Origin of the sequence: Plebeiibacterium marinum, assembly GCF_026013615.1 — a bacterium.
In the GTDB taxonomy this organism is placed as follows: Bacteria; Bacteroidota; Bacteroidia; order Bacteroidales; family Marinilabiliaceae; genus Saccharicrinis; species Saccharicrinis marinus_A.
Genome location: NZ_JAPDPI010000001.1, coordinates 280,977 through 299,892, shown reverse-complemented (window position 1 = coordinate 299,892; position 18,916 = coordinate 280,977). Strand labels below are relative to the sequence as shown.

The 18,916-nt window shown below is 38.5% G+C and carries 13 protein-coding genes; 7 read left to right on the top strand and 6 right to left on the bottom strand.

Translation table 11 applies throughout. The features are described 5' to 3' along the window. Window positions 1–219 precede the first annotated feature (219 nt). Window positions 220–2,850 carry an alanine--tRNA ligase gene (gene alaS, locus OM074_RS01225; RefSeq protein WP_301197445.1) on the bottom strand — a complete coding sequence of 877 codons (2,631 nt, stop codon included), beginning with the start codon at window positions 2,848–2,850 and terminating at the stop codon, window positions 220–222. 134 nt (window positions 2,851–2,984) lie between these two features. On the opposite strand from alaS, the gene OM074_RS01220 reads away from it, so the two are divergent. The 7 genes from OM074_RS01220 to OM074_RS01190 all read left to right on the top strand — a co-directional run bounded on the left by OM074_RS01220 (window position 2,985) and on the right by OM074_RS01190 (window position 12,260). Further along, complete coding sequence (locus OM074_RS01220) at window positions 2,985–3,956, top strand: M23 family metallopeptidase (protein ID WP_301197444.1); 972 nt, start codon at window positions 2,985–2,987, stop codon at window positions 3,954–3,956. Window positions 3,957–4,643: 687 nt separating this feature from the next. Next, window positions 4,644–5,474, top strand: a complete 831-nt coding sequence (locus OM074_RS01215) for an alpha/beta fold hydrolase (RefSeq protein WP_301197443.1) — start codon at window positions 4,644–4,646, stop codon at window positions 5,472–5,474. After that, on the top strand, window positions 5,464–6,915 hold the full coding sequence (locus OM074_RS01210; protein ID WP_301197442.1) for a sensor histidine kinase: 1,452 nt from the start codon (window positions 5,464–5,466) through the stop codon (window positions 6,913–6,915). The genes OM074_RS01215 and OM074_RS01210 overlap by 11 nt, the downstream gene beginning before the upstream one ends. Window positions 6,916–7,210: 295 nt before the next feature. Beyond that, on the top strand, window positions 7,211–7,780 hold the full coding sequence (gene nrfH, locus OM074_RS01205; RefSeq protein ID WP_301197441.1) for a cytochrome c nitrite reductase small subunit: 570 nt from the start codon (window positions 7,211–7,213) through the stop codon (window positions 7,778–7,780). A gap of 26 nt (window positions 7,781–7,806) precedes the next feature. Further along, a complete protein-coding gene (gene nrfA, locus OM074_RS01200; RefSeq protein WP_301197440.1) occupies window positions 7,807–9,291 on the top strand; it encodes an ammonia-forming cytochrome c nitrite reductase in 1,485 nt (494 codons plus the stop codon). Between the two features lie 111 nt (window positions 9,292–9,402). Next, window positions 9,403–10,656: a hypothetical protein gene (locus OM074_RS01195; protein WP_301197439.1), complete on the top strand. Its 1,254-nt coding sequence runs from the start codon at window positions 9,403–9,405 to the stop codon at window positions 10,654–10,656. A gap of 83 nt (window positions 10,657–10,739) precedes the next feature. Continuing rightward, on the top strand, window positions 10,740–12,260 hold the full coding sequence (locus tag OM074_RS01190) for a PepSY-associated TM helix domain-containing protein (RefSeq protein WP_301197438.1): 1,521 nt from the start codon (window positions 10,740–10,742) through the stop codon (window positions 12,258–12,260). 4 nt (window positions 12,261–12,264) lie between these two features. Here the strand turns inward: OM074_RS01190 and OM074_RS01185 are convergent, their stop codons facing one another. The 5 genes from OM074_RS01185 to porU form a co-directional block, all read right to left on the bottom strand. Then, entirely contained in the window at window positions 12,265–12,594 is a 330-nt protein-coding gene (locus tag OM074_RS01185; protein WP_301197437.1) for a thioredoxin family protein, read from the bottom strand. 54 nt (window positions 12,595–12,648) lie between these two features. Continuing rightward, entirely contained in the window at window positions 12,649–13,014 is a 366-nt protein-coding gene (locus tag OM074_RS01180) for a CoA-binding protein (RefSeq protein ID WP_301197436.1), read from the bottom strand. 269 nt (window positions 13,015–13,283) lie between these two features. Continuing rightward, window positions 13,284–13,763 (bottom strand): 2-C-methyl-D-erythritol 2,4-cyclodiphosphate synthase, encoded by a 480-nt coding sequence (gene ispF / locus OM074_RS01175; protein WP_301197435.1) that lies wholly within the window; start codon window positions 13,761–13,763, stop codon window positions 13,284–13,286. Window positions 13,764–13,840: 77 nt separating this feature from the next. After that, the gene (gene porV, locus OM074_RS01170; RefSeq protein WP_301197434.1) at window positions 13,841–14,977 is read right to left on the bottom strand and encodes a type IX secretion system outer membrane channel protein PorV; all 1,137 of its coding nucleotides are present in this window, start codon (window positions 14,975–14,977) and stop codon (window positions 13,841–13,843) included. Window positions 14,978–15,042: 65 nt separating this feature from the next. Further along, window positions 15,043–18,831, bottom strand: a complete 3,789-nt coding sequence (porU, locus tag OM074_RS01165; protein WP_301197433.1) for a type IX secretion system sortase PorU — start codon at window positions 18,829–18,831, stop codon at window positions 15,043–15,045. Window positions 18,832–18,916 lie beyond the last annotated feature (85 nt).

Sequence of the window (18,916 nt, the reverse complement as noted above, 5' to 3'; positions counted from 1 at the left end):
ACATTGAAATACATTTGGGTCACCCAAGTTAAAAAAGAAACTCAGTAATAGCAAGGGATACAGAGGGTGACCCGAAAAAGTGCGGAAGTCAAGAATAGTGATGGTAATCGCCGTTGAGTTTTTCTTTAGTGGCTTAAAGCCTATTTTGTTGGATATTTTTAAATAAAAAAGCCTGCAGCAAAAAAATGCTGCAGGCTCTTATATCTTGTAATAAATTATTTACGCTAATTTATCGCCAACAAAAGCTTTGGCTCTTTGTATCGCACTATCCAGTCCTGCGGCATTTTTACCCCCCGCAGTGGCAAAGAAAGGCTGTCCTCCACCGCCGCCCTGTATTTCTTTGGCACAGTCCCTAATTACTTCAACGGCATTAATCTTGCCCGATTTAGCCAAATCATCAGAGGTAATAACACTAAGTTGTGGTTTGCCGTTAACATCAGCACCCAATACAGCAACAAACTCGTCCATCTCATTTTTAATCTGGAACGCTAGGTCTTTTAGTTTGTCGCCAAGCATAGGGTTTACGATTGTAGCTATTACCTTAATTCCGTTTATTTCTTCAGCACTATCCAGGATGTCTCGCTTTTCGATGTTGATAAAATTCTGTTTCATAGCATCCAGCTCTTTGCCTAGTTTACTATTGTCGTTCATCAACGATTCAATATTTTTTTGAAGGTCGCCTGATGATTTAAACATATCCTGAATACCTAAAAGTAGGTTGTGCTGAGTCATAATCATCTCTTCAGCTTTTTCTCCGGTAATGGCTTCAATCCTTCTGATACCTGCAGATATAGAGCCTTCGCTAATGATTTTAAAGAAACCTAGTTCTCCGGTGTGCTGCACGTGTGTTCCACCACAAAGTTCAATGGATTCACCAAATTTGATAGCCCTGACTAAATCGCCATATTTTTCGCCAAACAACATCATGGCTCCTAAGTCGTGAGCCTTGGCAACTGGTATTTCACGCATCTCTTCTAATGCAAAGTTTGATCGTATCCTTTGGTTTACCAGTTTTTCAACCTGTTCCATTTCTTCGCGTGTCATTTTTTGGAAATGGGCAAAGTCAAAACGAAGGTATTCCGGATGTACTAAAGATCCTTTTTGTTCCACATGAGTGCCCAAAACTTCGCGAAGTGCCTGGTGCAATAAGTGGGTTGCCGTATGGTTGTTGGCAGTATTTTGACGGTTTTTGCCATTTACGTATGCTTTAAACTCACCTTTGATATTAGCAGGTAACTTTTTAGCCAGGTGCACAATCAGGTTATTCTCCTTTTTGGTATCAATAATCTCTATCTTTTCAGAACCATTATCGATATAACCGCTATCGCCAACCTGTCCACCACTCTCTGCATAAAAAGGAGTGATGTTAAACACTAATTGAAATAATGTTTTGTTCTTGGCAGTTATTTTACGGTACTTGGTTATGGTAATATCGCTTTCCAGGTAATCGTATCCAATAAATTCTTCCACATCATCCTGCATAAGAGTAACCCAGTCGTCAGTTTCAATGGCAGTAGCACTTCTGGCTCTTTGCTTTTGGGCTTCCATTTCAGTTTCAAACTCCTTGCGGTTTACCACAAGGTCGTTTTCTTTTAGGATCAGCTCCGTTAAATCAAGAGGGAATCCGTAGGTATCGTAAAGCTCAAAAGCAATTTTCCCTTCAACAACTTTATAGTTGCCTTCCTTTGTTTTTTTAACGATCTTATCAAGCATCGAAATCCCGGTTGCCAAAGTGCGAAGGAAAGAGTCTTCTTCTTCTTTGATTACTTTGGTAATCAGTTCTTTTTGATCGATAAGTTCAGGGTATTGATCGCCCATTGATTTTATTAAGGCAGGCAATAGTTTGTACATAAAGGCATTTCTCTGATCAAGAAAAGTATAGCCATAACGTACTGCCCTGCGCAAAATCCTTCTGATAACATAACCTGCTTTGTTGTTCGAAGGTAACTGCCCGTCTGTAATAGAAAAGGCAATAGTACGAACGTGATCGGCGATTACCCGCATGGCAATGTTTACTTCATCACTTTCGCCATATTTTTTTTCTGTTACTTTTGCAATTTCATCAATAATTGGGGTAAAAACATCGGTGTCGTAGTTCGATTTTTTACCTTGCATAGCCATGCACAAACGTTCAAATCCCATTCCTGTATCAACGTGTTTTTGTGGCAGGAATTCTAAATCTCCGTTTGCTTTACGGTTGTATTGAATAAATACGAGGTTCCAGATTTCAATTACTTCAGGATGGTCTTTGTTTACCAGTTCGGCACCGCCTTTTTTTGCAATCTCGTCTTCAGCCCTTAAATCAATGTGGATTTCAGAACAAGGCCCACATGGTCCCATGTCTCCCATTTCCCAGAAGTTGTCCTTCCTGTTTCCATTGATGATTTTATCTTCGGGCAAGTATTTCTTCCAAAAGTTAAACGCCTCCATATCTTTTTCAAGCTCCATTTCTTTGTCGCCCTCAAAAACAGAAGCATATAATCTCGACTTATCTAATTTTAATACATCAGTAAGAAATTCCCATGCCCAGCTGATTGCTTCTTCTTTGAAATAATCGCCAAACGACCAGTTACCCAACATCTCAAACATGGTATGGTGGTATGTGTCATGTCCCACTTCTTCAAGGTCGTTGTGTTTTCCCGAAACCCTCAAACATTTTTGGGAGTTGGCCACTCTTGGAGAAGATGGTTTACGGTTGCCCAGAAAAATGTCCTTGAACTGGTTCATTCCTGCGTTCGTAAACATTAAGGTTGGGTCGTTTTTTACCACCATAGGGGCAGAGGATACAATTTGGTGCTGTTTTGACTCAAAAAACTCACAAAAGCTTTTTCTTATCTCAGAAGCATTCATATTTATTATATTATTATCGTTTTTATTTTGCGAATATACACTAACTTTGGAAGTTGCAAAGGTAGATTATTTAACTAATTTTGCAGCGTATTAGAGGTAAAAATCCTTTTCAAGAATTAAAACTTATTTTCTGCATGTCAAAAGTTAAGTTCAGATACAATCCCGATACATTAAGTTATGATAAAATAGAAACAGGTTTTAAGTATTATGTTTCTCGATTTTTTATTCATTTTGTTTTTAGTGGTTTGTTAGGGTTGGTATATTTTTTCGCTTATACCTACCTTATCGACAGTCCAAAAGAAAAAAGACTGATCAGGGAGAATGCCCGACTAACAACACAGTATGAAATATTAGGCAAGCGCCTGGATGAAACGGTTAAAGTACTGGATGATATCCAACGGCGAGACGAGAATATTTATCGCGTGATATTTCAGGCAGATTCTATTCCTAACTCTATTAGAAAAGCTGGTTTTGGCGGGGTTAACAGGTATGCACCCCTTGAGGATCTGGATAACTCAGAGTTGGTGATTTCAACAGCTAAAAAGCTGGATGTAATTATGAAGCAGGCTTATGTTCAGTCTAAATCATTTGATGAAATTGTGGAATTGGCAAAAAGGAATGAAGATTTATTGAAATGTACACCAGCCATAATGCCTATATCCAATAAGGATTTAAAAAGAACAGCAAGTGGTTGGGGATATAGAATCCATCCTATTTATAAAACAAGAAAGTTTCACTCAGGAATGGATTTTACGGCTCCTACAGGTACCGATATTTATGCTACAGGGGATGGAAAAGTGAGTAAGATCACCCGTGAAAAAACAGGTTATGGTAACCGGATTGAAATTGACCATGGTTTTGGTTTTAAAACCCTTTATGCCCACATGGATGCCTTTAATGTAAAAAAAGGGCAGAAAGTGAAGAGGGGAGATGTTATTGGTTTTGTTGGAAATACCGGAACTTCTACAGCTCCGCATCTTCATTATGAAGTACACGTAAAAGATAAAAAAGTGAACCCTTCCCATTATTATTTTAATGACTTAACTGCAGAAGAATATGAAGAGATGATCAGTATTTCATCTAATTCAAACCAAACCTTTGATTAGGATTTTTATAGCATTCCTTTTTATAATAGATATGGTGTCTGTTTTCAATTTGTAAGTAATATTTGCAAGAAAACTCGATTATATTCCAACCCATACCCTCTGACTCTCCCGAATACAAGTTCGGGACAGGCTCTAAAGGGAAAGGGAGAGTCTCAACCCGCACAGTGCGAGAGGCTTCCCCTTCAGGGGACGAGGGGTTAGCGGTGGGTTTTACTATAAAACAGGAGTTTTCTTGCAGAGACTAAGTAATAACTCATAGTCAAAAGAGTTTTAACACGCCCTTATAAAGTTCCCTTTAAAAACAAAAATTATTTAGGGGACAAATGGCAGATTGGAGCGGGACTGACACGGCTTTTCTTCAAGGTTCCTTCAATAAAACAGTTAATTAGTTGAATAAAACTCAGCTTAATTATAAAGTGAATTTTTAATATATGGCTCAGTGATACCTGCCACTTACTTATTAAGTTCGTTTGCGTGTGGTAGAAATACTGCGTAGTTCGTGCAAAAGCAATCAAACTAAAGCGAGGTGTCCTAAAGGTGTAGCCGTCCTGTCAGCTATAGGCCATCAGCTATGAGCTACTGGCTATCAGCTATGAGCTATCACCTATCACCTATCTACTACCCTCATCTTTACTCGTTAAGCTTTTTTTATTAAATTGATAAGAGTTTTATTTAATAATTGAAGCTATGGAAGGTCTGGTACAAAAATCACTAATGATTCAGGATCATGAGTTAAATTATTATGAAGCAGGTACAGGAACCCCGGTTTTGTTTGTACATGGGATTTCTACTTATTCATTTATTTGGAGGAAGATTGTGCCTTCCTTTGTTGATCTTTACCGAGTAATTGTTGTTGATTTATTTGGGTGTGGAAGGTCTGATTTGAGGGTGGATATATCGTATAGTTTGTCAAGCCATGCAAGCTATTTGCATCAGTTTATGGCAAAACTTAATATTGATAAGTTTCACCTGGTGAGTCATGATGTTGGAGGGGGCATTGCGCAGATTATGAGTGTGATGCATCCTGATAGGATTAAATCAGCGACATTGATTAATACAGTTGCTTACAATTTTTGGCCGGTACAGCCCATTATTTCAATGCGAACCCCGATATTCAGGCAGTTTGCTGCAGCAACTTTAGATTTATGGACGCTTAAGCTGATAGTTAAAAGAGGATTGTACCACCCGGGTGCATTTACTGAAGAACTGGTTGAGCTATTCAGGTCGGGAATTAATTCTAAACCATCCAGGAAATCATTTTTGCACTTTGCAAAGTGTTTAAATAATAATGATTTAATGTCAATAGTAGATGAGCTTCATAACCTGGATACCCCTATTCTGATTATTAGGGGAGTTAAGGATGTTTACCTGGGAGCAGCTATAACCCACGAGTTGGTTAAGAATTTAAAAAACTGTACAGGTATAAGAATTGAAACTGCCGGACATTATGCGCAGGAGGATGAACCGGGGGTAATCATTAAAGAAGTAAAAAACTTTCTGGAGCTGAATGAAAAATAGTAATGTAGATATTAAGCAGTATAAACAGCTACTTGAGCAGGTTGAATACCTGGAGCAAGAGAATAATTTTCTTGCCAACAGGGCAGAAGAGATATTGCTTTTAAGCTTGCTTAGTGAAACCGTGGCTACCATAGATGATGAAACTGTTATTTTGGAAGAGCTGCTGGAGAAAATCTCGATATTGCGCAATATTTCATTCTGTTCGTGCTATGCTAAAACTCAGGTGAGCTATCGAATAGTGTCGGGATATTTTGAGGGTGAAATATCCAAGGTTCATCAGTTAGATATTACCCTGTGTGAAGATGTTGAAAGAGAGCTTATTGATTATCATGTGTATTGTAAAGCTGCCAAAGACTGTAAAGGCGAGTTTCTGGAGAAATTACCATTGAAGGTGTTTGAAAATGCCATGGTATTGATTATCCCTTTTGAAAGCGCATGGGTGAAAAGGGGTGTTTTTATTTTTGTAAGCAACAGTCCAGATCAGAATATTAAAGAGTCAATTCTGATTATACAACAGGCCATCAGGATTATCCTCGACAAAATTGATAAAATAATATATATAAGGAAGATTGAGCAGTTGAACCAAAGCCTTGAAACCAAAGTTGAGCAAAGGACAATGGAGCTGTCGGATATAAATACCAAGCTTATTGAAGAAATTAACGAGCGTCATGCCATTGAAATAGAATTACGTAAAGCAAGGGATAAAGCTATGGAATCAGATAGGCTAAAGTCTGCTTTCCTGGCAAATATGAGCCATGAAATTCGTACACCTATGAATGCAATAGTAGGTTTTAGCGAATTGCTGGCCAATCATATGTGTGATGAAGGTGATGTAGAGATGTATGCCCGCTTAATTCATTCCAATTCTTTATCTCTTTTAAATTTGATAAATGATTTACTCGACTTTTCAAAAATTGAAGCAAATCAATTGGTGATTCGCAAAAGAATGTGCAGCATCAATACGGTATTGAGCGAAATAAAGGCTTTGGGAGATAGTTTGATTATGCAATTTGAAAAGCACAACCTTGTGCTGGAGGTTGATCAATGTACTGATAAAGGGGATGTAAAAGTGTTTACAGACGACCTTAGGTTAAAACAAATTCTGTTGAATCTGGTTAGTAATGCTATTAAATTCTCGTTTGAGGGGGTAGTGAAAATAAGGCATTGTTTAAAAGATCATTTTTGTCATTTTGAGGTTGTTGATAATGGTATCGGGATTTCTAAAGAACAGCATAATGTCATTTTTAACCGTTTTACCAGGGTTTACAACAGCATTAATAAACCCATTTTGGGCAATGGCCTGGGACTCACAATTACCAAAAATCTGGTTGAAATGTTAGGGGGGGAGATTACGGTAGAATCTGTACTTGGGCAAGGTGCCACGTTTCGGTTTTATATTGATGTAAGTGAAAGCCCTGAGGAAAATGAAACAGATATATAGTATCAGTAAGAAAGCTCGTAAAACAATTAAAAATCCAATCGCACACCCCTGGCCCCTAAAGGGGAAATCCCTCGCTCTATACGGGTTGATGGTTCTCCCTTTAGAGATTGTTCCGAACTTTTATTTGGGAGAGTCAGAGGCTGTGAGGAGGGAAGAGATTGGACTTTTCTTGCCAACACTATATAAGTTGTCTTTTTTAGATTGAATATAAACTGATATTTTGTAACATGTGTTACAGTCTGTTGATTATTAGCGGGGTATATTTAAGTAAGTTACTTTATAAAGCTGCATGTCAATGATAAAACAACTGCTGCCTCCACCGCAATGGCAATTGCCTGTTGTAATTGCTTTAGGTGTATTTGTTGGACTTTTTTCTTTTGTGTTTAAGGTTTCAAATGCGCCTTCCTACCTGTCTGATAACCCGGGCACCTGTGTTAACTGTCATATTATGGCTCCCCAATATGCAACGTGGCAACATAGTTCACATAGGGAATGGGCTCATTGTAATGACTGTCATGTGCCCCATAATAATGTGTTGAATAAATACTATTTTAAGGGTAAGGATGGTTTGCGCCATGCTACCATATTTACGATGCGTAAAGAGCCCCAGGTTATTTTTATCAAGAAAGAGGGCGCCGATGTGGTTCATCAAAACTGTATCAGGTGCCATGAACAACAAATAACCGATGCAAAGCTGGCAACAACGGTAAAAAATCATACCGCCCATACTCAGGACCGGAAGTGTTGGGATTGCCATAGAGAGGTACCCCATGGAAGGGTGAATAGTCTTTCCAGCACCCCACATGCACAGGTGCCTTTGCCAACCAGTCCGGTTCCGGCATGGCTAAAACAATTAATGAAATAGAATTCCTTGCAATAAAACTAAACAATATGAAAATGTTAGAAAAACGACCATGGCTTGCGTGGATATTATTTTTAGCCACAATAATAGTTGTATTTTTATTAGGGCTTTTGGCCTCTTCCATTGTAGAAAGAAGGGCTGAGGCATCGTTTGTAAATGTTCCGAAGAATGAACTGTCAGATTTTGAACCAAGGAATGAACTTTGGGGAGAAAACTACCCTAGAGAATTTCAGTCGTATTATCAGACTGCAGATACCTTATTTGCCAGTAAATACAATGGAAGTGCTATGTGGGATATGCTTGAGGTGGATCCCAGGTTGGTAGTGCTTTGGGCTGGGTATGGCTTTTCAAAAGATTATAACCAGGGAAGGGGACATTACTATGCTGTTGAAGACGTTAGGAATACATTAAGAACAGGAGGTCCCGTTGATGCTGACGATGGCCCAATGCCTTCCACTTGCTGGACCTGTAAGAGCCCGGATGTGCCAAGGGTTATGAATGAGCATGGCATTGCTGAGTTTTATAAAGGGAAATGGGCTCGATTAGGGGCTGAGATTGTAAACCCAATTGGTTGTGCCGATTGCCATGATCCTAAAACCATGAACCTGAGAATTAGTCGTCCGGCTTTAGTGGAGGCTTTTGAACGTCAGGGAAAGGATATTGCCAAGGCCAGCCATCAGGAGATGAGGTCGCTGGTCTGTGCCCAGTGCCATGTGGAGTATTATTTTAATAAGAAAACGGTTGAGGGTGCCAATTATTTAACTTTTCCGTGGGATAAGGGCTTTAACGTAGAAGCAATGGAAGCGTATTACGATAATATGGAGTTCAGTGATTGGACCCATAAGTTGAGTAAAGCTCCCATGCTAAAAGCCCAGCATCCGGGTTATGAGGTGTATATGACAGGTATACATGCTGATAGGGGGGTGTCGTGTGCCGACTGTCATATGCCTTACAAAAGTGAGGGAGGACAGAAATTTACCGATCATAAAATACAATCTCCATTAAATAATGTAGCCAATTCATGTCAGGTTTGTCACCGACAGGAAACAGCCAACCTTATTGCTAATGTATATTCGCATCAGGATAAGATTATTGAAAACAGGGATCAGTTAGAAAAACTGTTGGTGAGGGCTCATGTTGAAGCTAAAAAAGCCTGGGATCTGGGTGCAACCGATGATCAGATGAAAGATATATTGATGGGAATCCGTCATGCACAGTGGCGTTGGGATTATGCGGCAGCAAGCCATGGCGGTTCTTTCCATGCTCCGGTAGAAATCAGCAGGGTAATATCCACCGGAATAGATATTGCTCAGGAAACCAGGATTAGTTTGGCCAGGTTGTTTGCTACGCTCGGACATAATATAGAGGTGCCTTATCCGGATATTTCCACCAAGGCAAAGGCGCAGGAGTTTATAGGTTTGGATATGGATAAATTGAATGCGGAGAAAAAAGCGTTTAAAGAAAATTTTGTACCAGAGTGGATCAAAAAGGCTCAGGCCAGAGAAAATTCATGATGGAGATTATCCGGATGTGTTATTAGCAAAAGGGGTAAGTCCATTTAGCATGATGTATATGGGAATTTATTCTCATTTTGATGTTGAATAAAATATAAAACTATCATAGTCATGAGGAATAAATATATAGGAGTAATAGTTATCCTGATGAGTTTATTATATCCTGACTTGTTGCAGGCTCAATTTTCATTATCAGGAGAATACCGGCCAAGAACAGAGTTGAGTCATGGATATAAAAAGCTGGTTAATTCAGACCAGGATGCCCAAATGGTCACTTCGCAACGAACTCGTTTGAATTTAAACTATAGGAACGATTATCTGTTGACAAAGCTTGTTCTGCAGGATGTTCGTTTGTGGGGAGGGCAGGCTCAGTTGGTTACAAATGAAGATTATGCAGTTAGTATACATGAAGCATGGGCTGAGATCATGTTGAGTGATGAATTTAGCCTGAAGGCAGGCCGGCAAGAGGTGGCGTATGATGATCATCGGATTTTTGGCACGGTAGGCTGGGCGCAACAGGCCCGTTCTCACGATATGCTATTGTTTAAATACTCCGGTGACTGGGACTTGCATTTTGGGCTGGCATATCATCATGATGATAATCTTAACGACGATAATCCGGCTACCGCAACGGCACATAACGATGCATACACTTCCCTGCAGTATGTATGGTTTCATAACAACTGGGATGCTTCAAAACTTAGTTTGCTATTGTTGAATAATGGTGTGCCAGATGCAGTTGATCCTGCCAATAAGGTAAGGTATACCCAAACTATAGGAGGAAGGTATATGGTTGAGCTTACCCCGATAACGCTGGCCTCAAATTTATATTTTCAGAATGGGAAAGATGCATCAAACATGGATGTGGGCGCCTATAATTTTTTGATAGAAGTTTCAGGAAGTATTTCGGATAATATGAGTTTTGTGGGCGGGTTTGAACGATTGAGTGGCTCAGACTGGGATGAAACAGATAATAAATCCTTTACTCCCTTTTATGGAACCAACCATAAGTTCAATGGGTTTATGGATTATTTTTACGTAGGGAATCATATTGGTAATGTTGGTTTAAATGACATGTATGGTAAAATAACGGTAAAGAACAATGATGTTACAATGGGGGCACATGCCCATATTTTTTCATCAGCAGCAAAAATAGGCCCTGGCGTCGATAATTATTTAGGTACAGAAATAGATTTGTCTTTGAGCTATCAGTTTAAGCCGGCGGTGAGTTTTGGTTTTGGATGGTCAACTATGCTGGCATCCGATTCCATGGAGGTGTTAAAGGGTGGAGGTGATAAGGGAGCTTTTCAGCATTGGGGTTATGCTATGATTGTTGTAAAACCTCAATTTTTCCCTTTGAAATAATTAAATTTGATTGCAAACAAAAATAGGCCCTCTCTGGTTAACCAAACAGAGAGGGTTTTTTAATGTGACACATAGTATTGGGAATGAATAAAACAAAACTTCGTTGGGTAAAAAGATTTAAAAAATGGCATAAATGGCCGGCAGTAGCAATTGCGCTATTTGCACTGGTGTTTGCGTTTTCCGGAATAGTAATGAATCACAGGAAAATATTTTCACCTTATCAGGTATCCAGAAAGGTGCTGCCTTCCAATTACTCTTATAAAAATTGGAATTTAGGGGCCTTGAAAGGGAGTTTGGTTTTGCCAAATGATACTGTTTTACTATTTGGGAAAATAGGGATATACTCAACGGATCCGGAATTCTCATATTATTCTTGCAAAAACAGAGGGTTTAAAAAAGGTATTGATAACAGGGCAATTAGTTCTCTGGTTTATTATAAAGGAAGTTTGTATGCCGGATCGCTAATGGGATTATTCCATCTCCCTGCACTTGATGGTAGTTGGCAGGAAGTTGAAATTCCGGTAAAAAACAAACGGATTACAGATATTACCATAAAGGATGATACGCTTATTGTTTTAACCCGTGATTATTTGTTAAAGTCGGTAACCGGAAAACAGTTTGATAAAATACAGTTGCCTCAACCGGTTCATTACAAAAGGGAAAGCAGTATGTTTCGCTTTTTGTGGACTTTGCACAGTGGTGAACTGTTTGGAGTGTTTGGGAAGCTGTTTGTTGATTTGTTAGGTATTGTAGTTGTAATTTTGTCCTTAACCGGATTGTTCTATTTTGTTTTTCCGAAGCTTGGCGAAAAAATAATTTCGGACAGAAAGAAAGTCAGAAGGTTGAATAGGATGAATCTTAGATGGCACAATGTATTGGGATATGTTTTTGGTTTGTTTTTATTGGTCAATACAATAGCTGGAATGTTTTTGCGTCCTCCTCTTTTAATACCAATTGCAGGAGCAGCCATGCCCATAGTGCCCTTTACCCATCTGGATAATCCCAATCCTTGGCAGGATAAGTTAAGGATGATCCGCTGGAACGAGTTTCTTAATACTTATATTGTTTCTACTTCAGATGGTTTCTATGTAGTAGATGAAGGGTTAGGAACTCCATTGAAGCCCGTTGAATCGCAGCCTCCGGTGAGTGTAATGGGCTGTAATGTTTTTGAGCCGGTGGCCGATGATACTTATTTAATAGGTTCTTTTTCAGGGTTGTTTAGCTGGAATGTTACCACAGGTTATGTTTTTAATATGATGACCAACCAGGCTGTGTCTAAAAGGGTAAAATCAGGACGACCTGTTTCTGATTACATGGTGAGCGGTTTGGTTCGGTTTAGTAATAAAAAGATGTGGTATCTCGATTACTCAAAGGGAATTCAAGGCTTGGTTCGCTTTCATCAAAAAGCCATAATGCCAGGAAGTATTAAAAAGAATAGTCCTATGTCGTTGTGGAACTTTTGTCTCGAATTACATACGGGAAGGATCTTTGAATCCATATTAGGGCCATTTTATATATTGTATATCCCAGTAGCCGGTATTTGTTTTATGTTGGTGTTGGTAAGCGGTTTTTTTCTTTGGTGGTGGATTTATAGACAATCATAAAATATTAACCAAATATCATTTGGTAAGGCCTTGTTATGGCGTTTTTCAATTCCGAAATACTAAGGTTTCGTGAAAACTGAAAATATGGTTTTTCTTCAAAATAAACAAGGATTGAAGGGACTGCAAAAATGCGATTTTGGGCGGCCAGCTCCGGAGATAGCTTAATGTTGCAATAGCATAGTTGCATATAGGGGAAGTGCTCCTCAACCATTTCATTAATCTTGGGCAACAGAACTTTGCATACACTGCATTCATCATGAGAAAAATAAAAAATAACGCCCTGGTTATTATTTGTTTTTTCCTCAAATTCGTGGTGAGTTGTTACTGTTTGCATTACAAAATTCCTTATGGTGTCTTTCTCAAATGTCCAGAATCGGAAGATAGGTAGTTAATACTGGCCGGTGCTTAATAAAACCAAAGTGCAGGCATGAAGCACTTCAATATTATTATCCTTAGCAAACTCTTCCATTTCAGTATTCTCAGTGCCCGGATTAAAGATAATTCTTTGGGGTTTTAAAGAAGCTATGATATCAAAGTATTTTGCCTGGTGCTTAGCTCCAATATATAATGTTACCGTGTCGATGTCTGCAGTGTCTAATACCTCTGTAGTAATAGGGATCATGTCAATGTTTCCCATGCGGTTACCAACTGCCACAACTGGGTGGTTGTATTCAGTAAGTTTTTTAACGGCTTTATTTGAATATCTTTCCGGATTTTCGCTGGCACCAATAACTAAGGTTTTCTTATTGTTCATGATCTTTAATTTTATCGTAAAGCAAATGCAAATGTAGCAATTTTATAATCAAATCAAAATATACAGATGTTTAGATGTGAGTTGGAAAACTTCCATGATAATATAGATTTGAGAAAAAAAACATAGCGCTTTGCTCTCTGCTCCATACCCATTGGTATTTGAAAATAATAAGCTATCTGCTATAAGCTATCCGCTATAAGCTAATTGCTATAAGCTAATTGCTATAAGCTAATCGCTATACGCTAATCGCTATACGCCATAAGCTACCTCTATCCCTTCTGGATTAGCACTGTTGCATAGGCGGCAATACCTTCCTGTTTACCTACAAAGCCCAGTTTTTCGGTAGTAGTGGCTTTTATGGCAATATCTTCAATGTCAATATTCATCACCTGGGCCAGTACACTTTGCATTTCTGGTATGAGGTTTTTTAGTTTAGGTTTTTCCAGGCAGATTGTAGAATCAATATTGTTGATTGAATATCCTTTTTCTGCAATAATATCTACGGTTCTCTTTAAAAGAATTTTGCTGTCAATTCCTTTAAAGTCATTGGATGTGTCAGGAAAATGGAAACCTATGTCGCGCATATTGGCAGCACCAAGCAGTGCATCGCATATGGCATGGATTAAAACATCTCCATCCGAATGACCAATGGATCCTTTTTCAAAGGGGATATGGATTCCGCCAATCCATAGTTCCTCATTAAAACCTAACTGATGCACGTCGTAACCAAAACCTACTCTAAGCTTCATTGTATTTAAGTTTTTTGAAATAAAAAAATCCTGAACCAAAACGGTTCAGGATTGCAAATATATCAGATATAATAAAATTATCTTCTTTTTCTTCCTTTTCCTCCATTCAGTTCATCAAAGTTTAGTCCTAAAGTAAAACGGATCGTGTTTGCCAAAGGGTTATTTGATGCCATTGTAATTATGTATGAAGCGTCTATTGTTAGCATGTTGAATTTGATCCCTGCTCCGGCAGTTGCAAATTTTCCATTACCCATTGACTCGTCTTCATGATAATATCCGGCTCTAATTGCGAATTGTTCAGCATAGGTGTATTCAGCTCCAAGTGAAAAAGTTAAATCAGTAGCTTTGAAATCACTGAATGATTCAAAAAATGCCGCAGGGACAGATTTTTCACTAACATCCTCTCCTTCTTTTTGTTTTACTACCATAACCCTGTTTACATCAAGGGCAACACCAATTTTATTGTAGCGGTCAATTTCAGTATTGTAAGCCACCCCTAATTTTAAGTTCATTGGCAAAAAGTCGTTGGTGTTTCCATCGTCATATGACAATTTCGAACCAATGTTGGAGAAGTTGACCCCGGAAGAAAATTGACCATTTCTGCCTCCCCATTTAACCCTGTCGGTATAAAAAAAGTTTAAATCTGCAGCAAATGCATTGGCAGGGGAAATAGCATTGTCTCGTACTCCGTTAGTGATGTCGGAACGTATGAACCTGAAAGCCACGGATCCTGAAATATTATCAGAAAGCTTTCTTGCATATGCTGCATCAATAGCAAACTCATTTGGGCTTCCACTAGATACAATACTACCAGAGTTATCTGTAAAGTTAATGTCCCCTAAAGCAAAATACCTGAATGATGCACTAAAGGTTTGCATTTTGTCGATGCGTTTAAAAAAGGTGGCATACATTAGGTTGATATCGTTTACCAGGTTTCTTAGCCATGGAGTGTATGAAATAGCCGCTCCCATTTCCTGATCAAGGAATGCATATTTAGCAGAGTTCCAGTGCTGGGAGTTGATGTCTGGAGATGTTGCAGCACCCACATCACCCATTGCACCCCCTCTTGATTCGGGTGTAATTGTAAGGAATGGTGCTCCGGTTTGAGGCGGCCCAAATCCACTCCCGTCATTGTCACTTTGTCCGTTAATATTAAGAGAAGAAGAGATTGCCACAAACAAAACAGCAACCGTTTTTAAAACTAATTTTTGCATATGATATTTATTTACTTTCATTTTTGAAATTCACTACAAAGGTAAACTCAAAAAAAAGAATTTTATTATGGAACTACCATTATTTTTCCTGTTTCTTTTCCCTTTCTGCCTGTTTGGGAATTTATAACGAGCTCATACAGATAAATTCCGGGCGATAAATCAACAGTCCACTCAATTGGGGGGATTGTGTTGTACAAAGCAACAACTGATTTGTCAAACTGCTTAACCAACTCCCCGTTTAAGGTGTAGATATTAAAATCGATGTTTAATATAGAATTGGGCTCGTCATGCTCAAAGTAAAAATACGTGGTGTTCCCTTGTGCCACAGGGTTTGGGTAGTTTTTAATGCTTGACACCTTGATGGAACTCTCTGCCGAAACCTTAAACTCAATTTCTGATTCAGAAGAATTGTTATAAGTATCCCATGCTTTTACCTTGAGATGGTGAACGCCCGATTCCATTTGTGGAAGCTGGTATGTTACGGTCCCTTTTCTGTAATTATTTAGTTCGCTTTCAAAATAATCATTTAAAATGATTGGATTACTCTTGTTTCCATCAAGCACGCAGGTAATATCGTGCCCTATACCTATTCCGGTTGTATTAATGCCGTTTTCGTCACTAAAATCAGCAATTAAAATAGGAGTAGGGCCTGTTTTTGAACCACTTGTAAAATCTCTGTCGTTAATGTAAAGTGATATGTCAGGTCCTTTTTCATCTATGGGAGCATCTTCAATCATCCCACCGATAGTTATGTTGTCAAAGGCGCCAAAGGCTTCCTTGTTGTCGTCCGAAAACGCATAATAGCTTATTTTACCGTTATCAAAGTTGTACCTGATATCCTTTGGTACAATAAAGTCTATTTCAAATTTGCCATTTACCACTTCTGTTCGCCCTTTGAAAATGATATTGTCATATTCTTCATACTGAAAAGTTCCAATCCCTAAATTGTCTAAAGTTGTAACAAATGATTTTTTGTCGAATATGTTGATGTAAACCTCTCCATTAAAATCACTCTGGATCTGACCCAGTCCATCTGTTATTTCTCCGGTAATGGTGTCTGTACTCAAAGCCAATAGGGCATCAATTTCAGATGTTACATTATCGTTATTTAATGTTAGTGTGTTTACCTTATACCTGGGGAATATGGGTTGTATAGCCGGGTCTCCCAGTAACGTAAAGTTGAGTTTGTTGACACTCGATCCGGAGGCGTTTTTTGTTCGCTTCATGATTTCACCCAGCGTCAATGGTTGGCCATCCTGGTTTAATTCAAAAATATTATCGTATATATTGTCGTTTACTATTTTGTTTAAGCTGGAGTATACAATACGGGTTGTAGAATACAATGCAATTCCACCGCCAAGTTCGTGTGTAAATACAAGTTCCCCTGCAGAAGGTTCTTCATGATCATCGTAACGGCTAAATTCGCAGGTTGCTGTAATAAAAATTGGGAGCTTGTTGTAGTTTTGCCATTGTTTAATGTGTTCGTATGTAATAACATGTTCATGAGATAGTGCTCCGGTACCACCATGTCCTGTATAGTTAAATACTAAAGTGCCTTCATGGAGGGCGTTGTATATTTCTTCTTCCACCTCGGGATAGTTTCCTCCGGTTGAGTTTTGCTCTTTAGTATAGGCGTCAAAAAATATTTTGTTGATGTCAAACTGAGGATAGTTACTGTCTACTTTTTCTGAAATTGAATTGGCGTGTTTCATATGGATGTTGCTGTCTCCGTCATCACCAACAAAAGTTATGGTGTTTTTCCAAGTGTCCAATTCAGCTTCGTATAAGTATCTTCTGGTTTTGTCAACGGCAATTTTGGCTTCTTCAACAGTATTTACAGGGAAACGGCCAATTCCAATATCCAGTTTTTCGGAAGTGATGCTACTTCCTTCAATATCATCCAATAAACCAAAATAGTCATCCGACACATATGAATTTGTGCGATGAAGGGAGTTGATGGACTGGTATGTGATTATCCTTCCTTCATCCGAACCCGGCCTGTTGTCATATGATCCATCACCAAAAAGCAAAAGGTTTTGAGGCCCTTTATAGTTATTGGATCCTGTTCTGTCATAAAACATTTTTGCAAAACTCCTGATGGCAGTAACATCCTTTTTACCGGATGAAAACTCATTGTAAATCTGTTCGTCTGTTACAACGGCATAGGTGAGCCCGTTATATTCATTGTGTATTTTCCCTAAGCGTTCAGCCTGATCAATAAAATCAGGATCACATACAATTAAGTATTCAACATTGGGCAGACCGTGCAGGTCCTGGTTTTCTACAGCTCCAACCAATTTTGGTGTTTCAAAATTACCTGCAGGATCAAAGGCAACAAACTCACAGGCTTGTGGGTTATAATTAAATCTACTGGTGTTACCTGATTGGTTGTGAATGATGTTTTGTGGTCGTAAAGGATCTGTAATGTCCCATATTATAATATTTTCGGAGCTGTTGCTTAGGTTGAACTGCATGTTTTCTCCCAGGTCAGGGTCATTTGCATATCGGAACAATAACTCATCTTCTTCAAATTGAAGCTCTCTGGTGGCATTGATACATATATAATCCAGATAGCCAATTGAATTGGTTGAGTTATTGTATGCAAGTGTCAGGTCTATTTGCTCTGAAACGGGAATAAAGCTTTTATTGATAATGCCTTCCCTGGCAAAATAGTCCAGGTGTTCACTCAGGTCAACAGCAGATATGTTCAGTTTGGTAAGTTCTGTGTCCTGATATAGTAACTTAAAGTTGGCAATTGAACCAGATCTGCTTGCCAGTCCAATTTTAACTTTGGCTTGCTCTTGGGTATGTATGTTGGGGAATGAGAAATTAAAGGTTTGTTGTGGTTCTCTGTAGTATTCAAATTTTTTTCCAAACCATTTGCTCCCGGAGCCTATCAGGTTAATTTCATTTTCTTCATGATAATTATAGTCGACAAATGTATTAACAGCATGTTCATATGTTTCTGGCTGATTGTCAGACTCAGGGATTGATTTTGATGCGTCCTGCTTTTGAGTGATAAAATAATATGATTTGTCACTAAAAGGATGCTTTGTGTGTAAGTACATTTTTTGTGAGTAATCATATTTCCAGGTAACAGGGCCTTCAGCATAAAAATATATGGCGTTGTTATAATGCCAAACTGCATTCTCAACCAAATCGTCCTCTCTGGGCAGGCTGTTTGAAGTAGGGATTAATTTACCCCCATTGCCATAGATGCCAACATTTTCAGGGTTTGATATACCCCAGTTGGCAAGCTGTGTGTAGGTGATTTTATGTATTCCGGTATTGGTTACGCTTATTTTTTTCCAATTTCCCTCAGCCAGAACTGAATGGGTTGCGTACTGGTATGTGCTTGATTTTAATTTGGATTGGACAGCTGATTTATTTGAAGTGTAGCTTATGATAATATCAAAAGATTTAAGCTTTTGAAAAGAAGACGCTCCTTCCTCCATTTTTAATGGGGTGATAGTGATGTCTGCATAAAACTGACCTTTAGATTGAGAAAAACCAAATTTGAATGGGATATCCTTGCTGATACCTGCATTTTTAAAGGCCACATGTTCTGAGGGTAAAGGCCATATAAACTGTTGGTTTTTTATTGATATGCTTATTGAATTCAGATCAATGTTGGCAGGTAAGGCAATGCTTTCAAAATAATATGGCAAGCCAGAATTATCATCTAATCCTGCCATCCCGGTAAAATCGAGCAATACAACATCTTTTTCCTGAACCTGAGTATGGGCAGGTTCGTGCCATGTGATTTCCCTTTTTAGCAAAATATTATCCTGACCCCAAGAATTGATGTAAAAAAACATCAAAACTCCACACCACAATAGCTTATATATATTCATATTTAATCTTTAAATTCTAAACGTATTAATAATGTAACTTGTTTAGTTTATCCGGTTGCAAAAATAAAAAAAGCATAAAAAGTTA

Bases quoted from the DNA above. Each gene is read 5' to 3' on its own strand.
- alaS (WP_301197445.1), bottom strand. From the start codon at position 2,850: ATGAATGCTTCTGAGATAAGAAAAAGCTTTTGTGAGTTTTTTGAGTCA.
- OM074_RS01220 (WP_301197444.1), top strand. From the start codon at position 2,985: ATGTCAAAAGTTAAGTTCAGATACAATCCCGATACATTAAGTTATGAT.
- OM074_RS01215 (WP_301197443.1), top strand. From the start codon at position 4,644: ATGGAAGGTCTGGTACAAAAATCACTAATGATTCAGGATCATGAGTTA.
- OM074_RS01210 (WP_301197442.1), top strand. From the start codon at position 5,464: ATGAAAAATAGTAATGTAGATATTAAGCAGTATAAACAGCTACTTGAG.
- nrfH (WP_301197441.1), top strand. From the start codon at position 7,211: ATGATAAAACAACTGCTGCCTCCACCGCAATGGCAATTGCCTGTTGTA.
- nrfA (WP_301197440.1), top strand. From the start codon at position 7,807: ATGAAAATGTTAGAAAAACGACCATGGCTTGCGTGGATATTATTTTTA.
- OM074_RS01195 (WP_301197439.1), top strand. From the start codon at position 9,403: ATGAGGAATAAATATATAGGAGTAATAGTTATCCTGATGAGTTTATTA.
- OM074_RS01190 (WP_301197438.1), top strand. From the start codon at position 10,740: ATGAATAAAACAAAACTTCGTTGGGTAAAAAGATTTAAAAAATGGCAT.
- OM074_RS01185 (WP_301197437.1), bottom strand. From the start codon at position 12,594: ATGCAAACAGTAACAACTCACCACGAATTTGAGGAAAAAACAAATAAT.
- OM074_RS01180 (WP_301197436.1), bottom strand. From the start codon at position 13,014: ATGAACAATAAGAAAACCTTAGTTATTGGTGCCAGCGAAAATCCGGAA.
- ispF (WP_301197435.1), bottom strand. From the start codon at position 13,763: ATGAAGCTTAGAGTAGGTTTTGGTTACGACGTGCATCAGTTAGGTTTT.
- porV (WP_301197434.1), bottom strand. From the start codon at position 14,977: ATGCAAAAATTAGTTTTAAAAACGGTTGCTGTTTTGTTTGTGGCAATC.
- porU (WP_301197433.1), bottom strand. From the start codon at position 18,831: ATGAATATATATAAGCTATTGTGGTGTGGAGTTTTGATGTTTTTTTAC.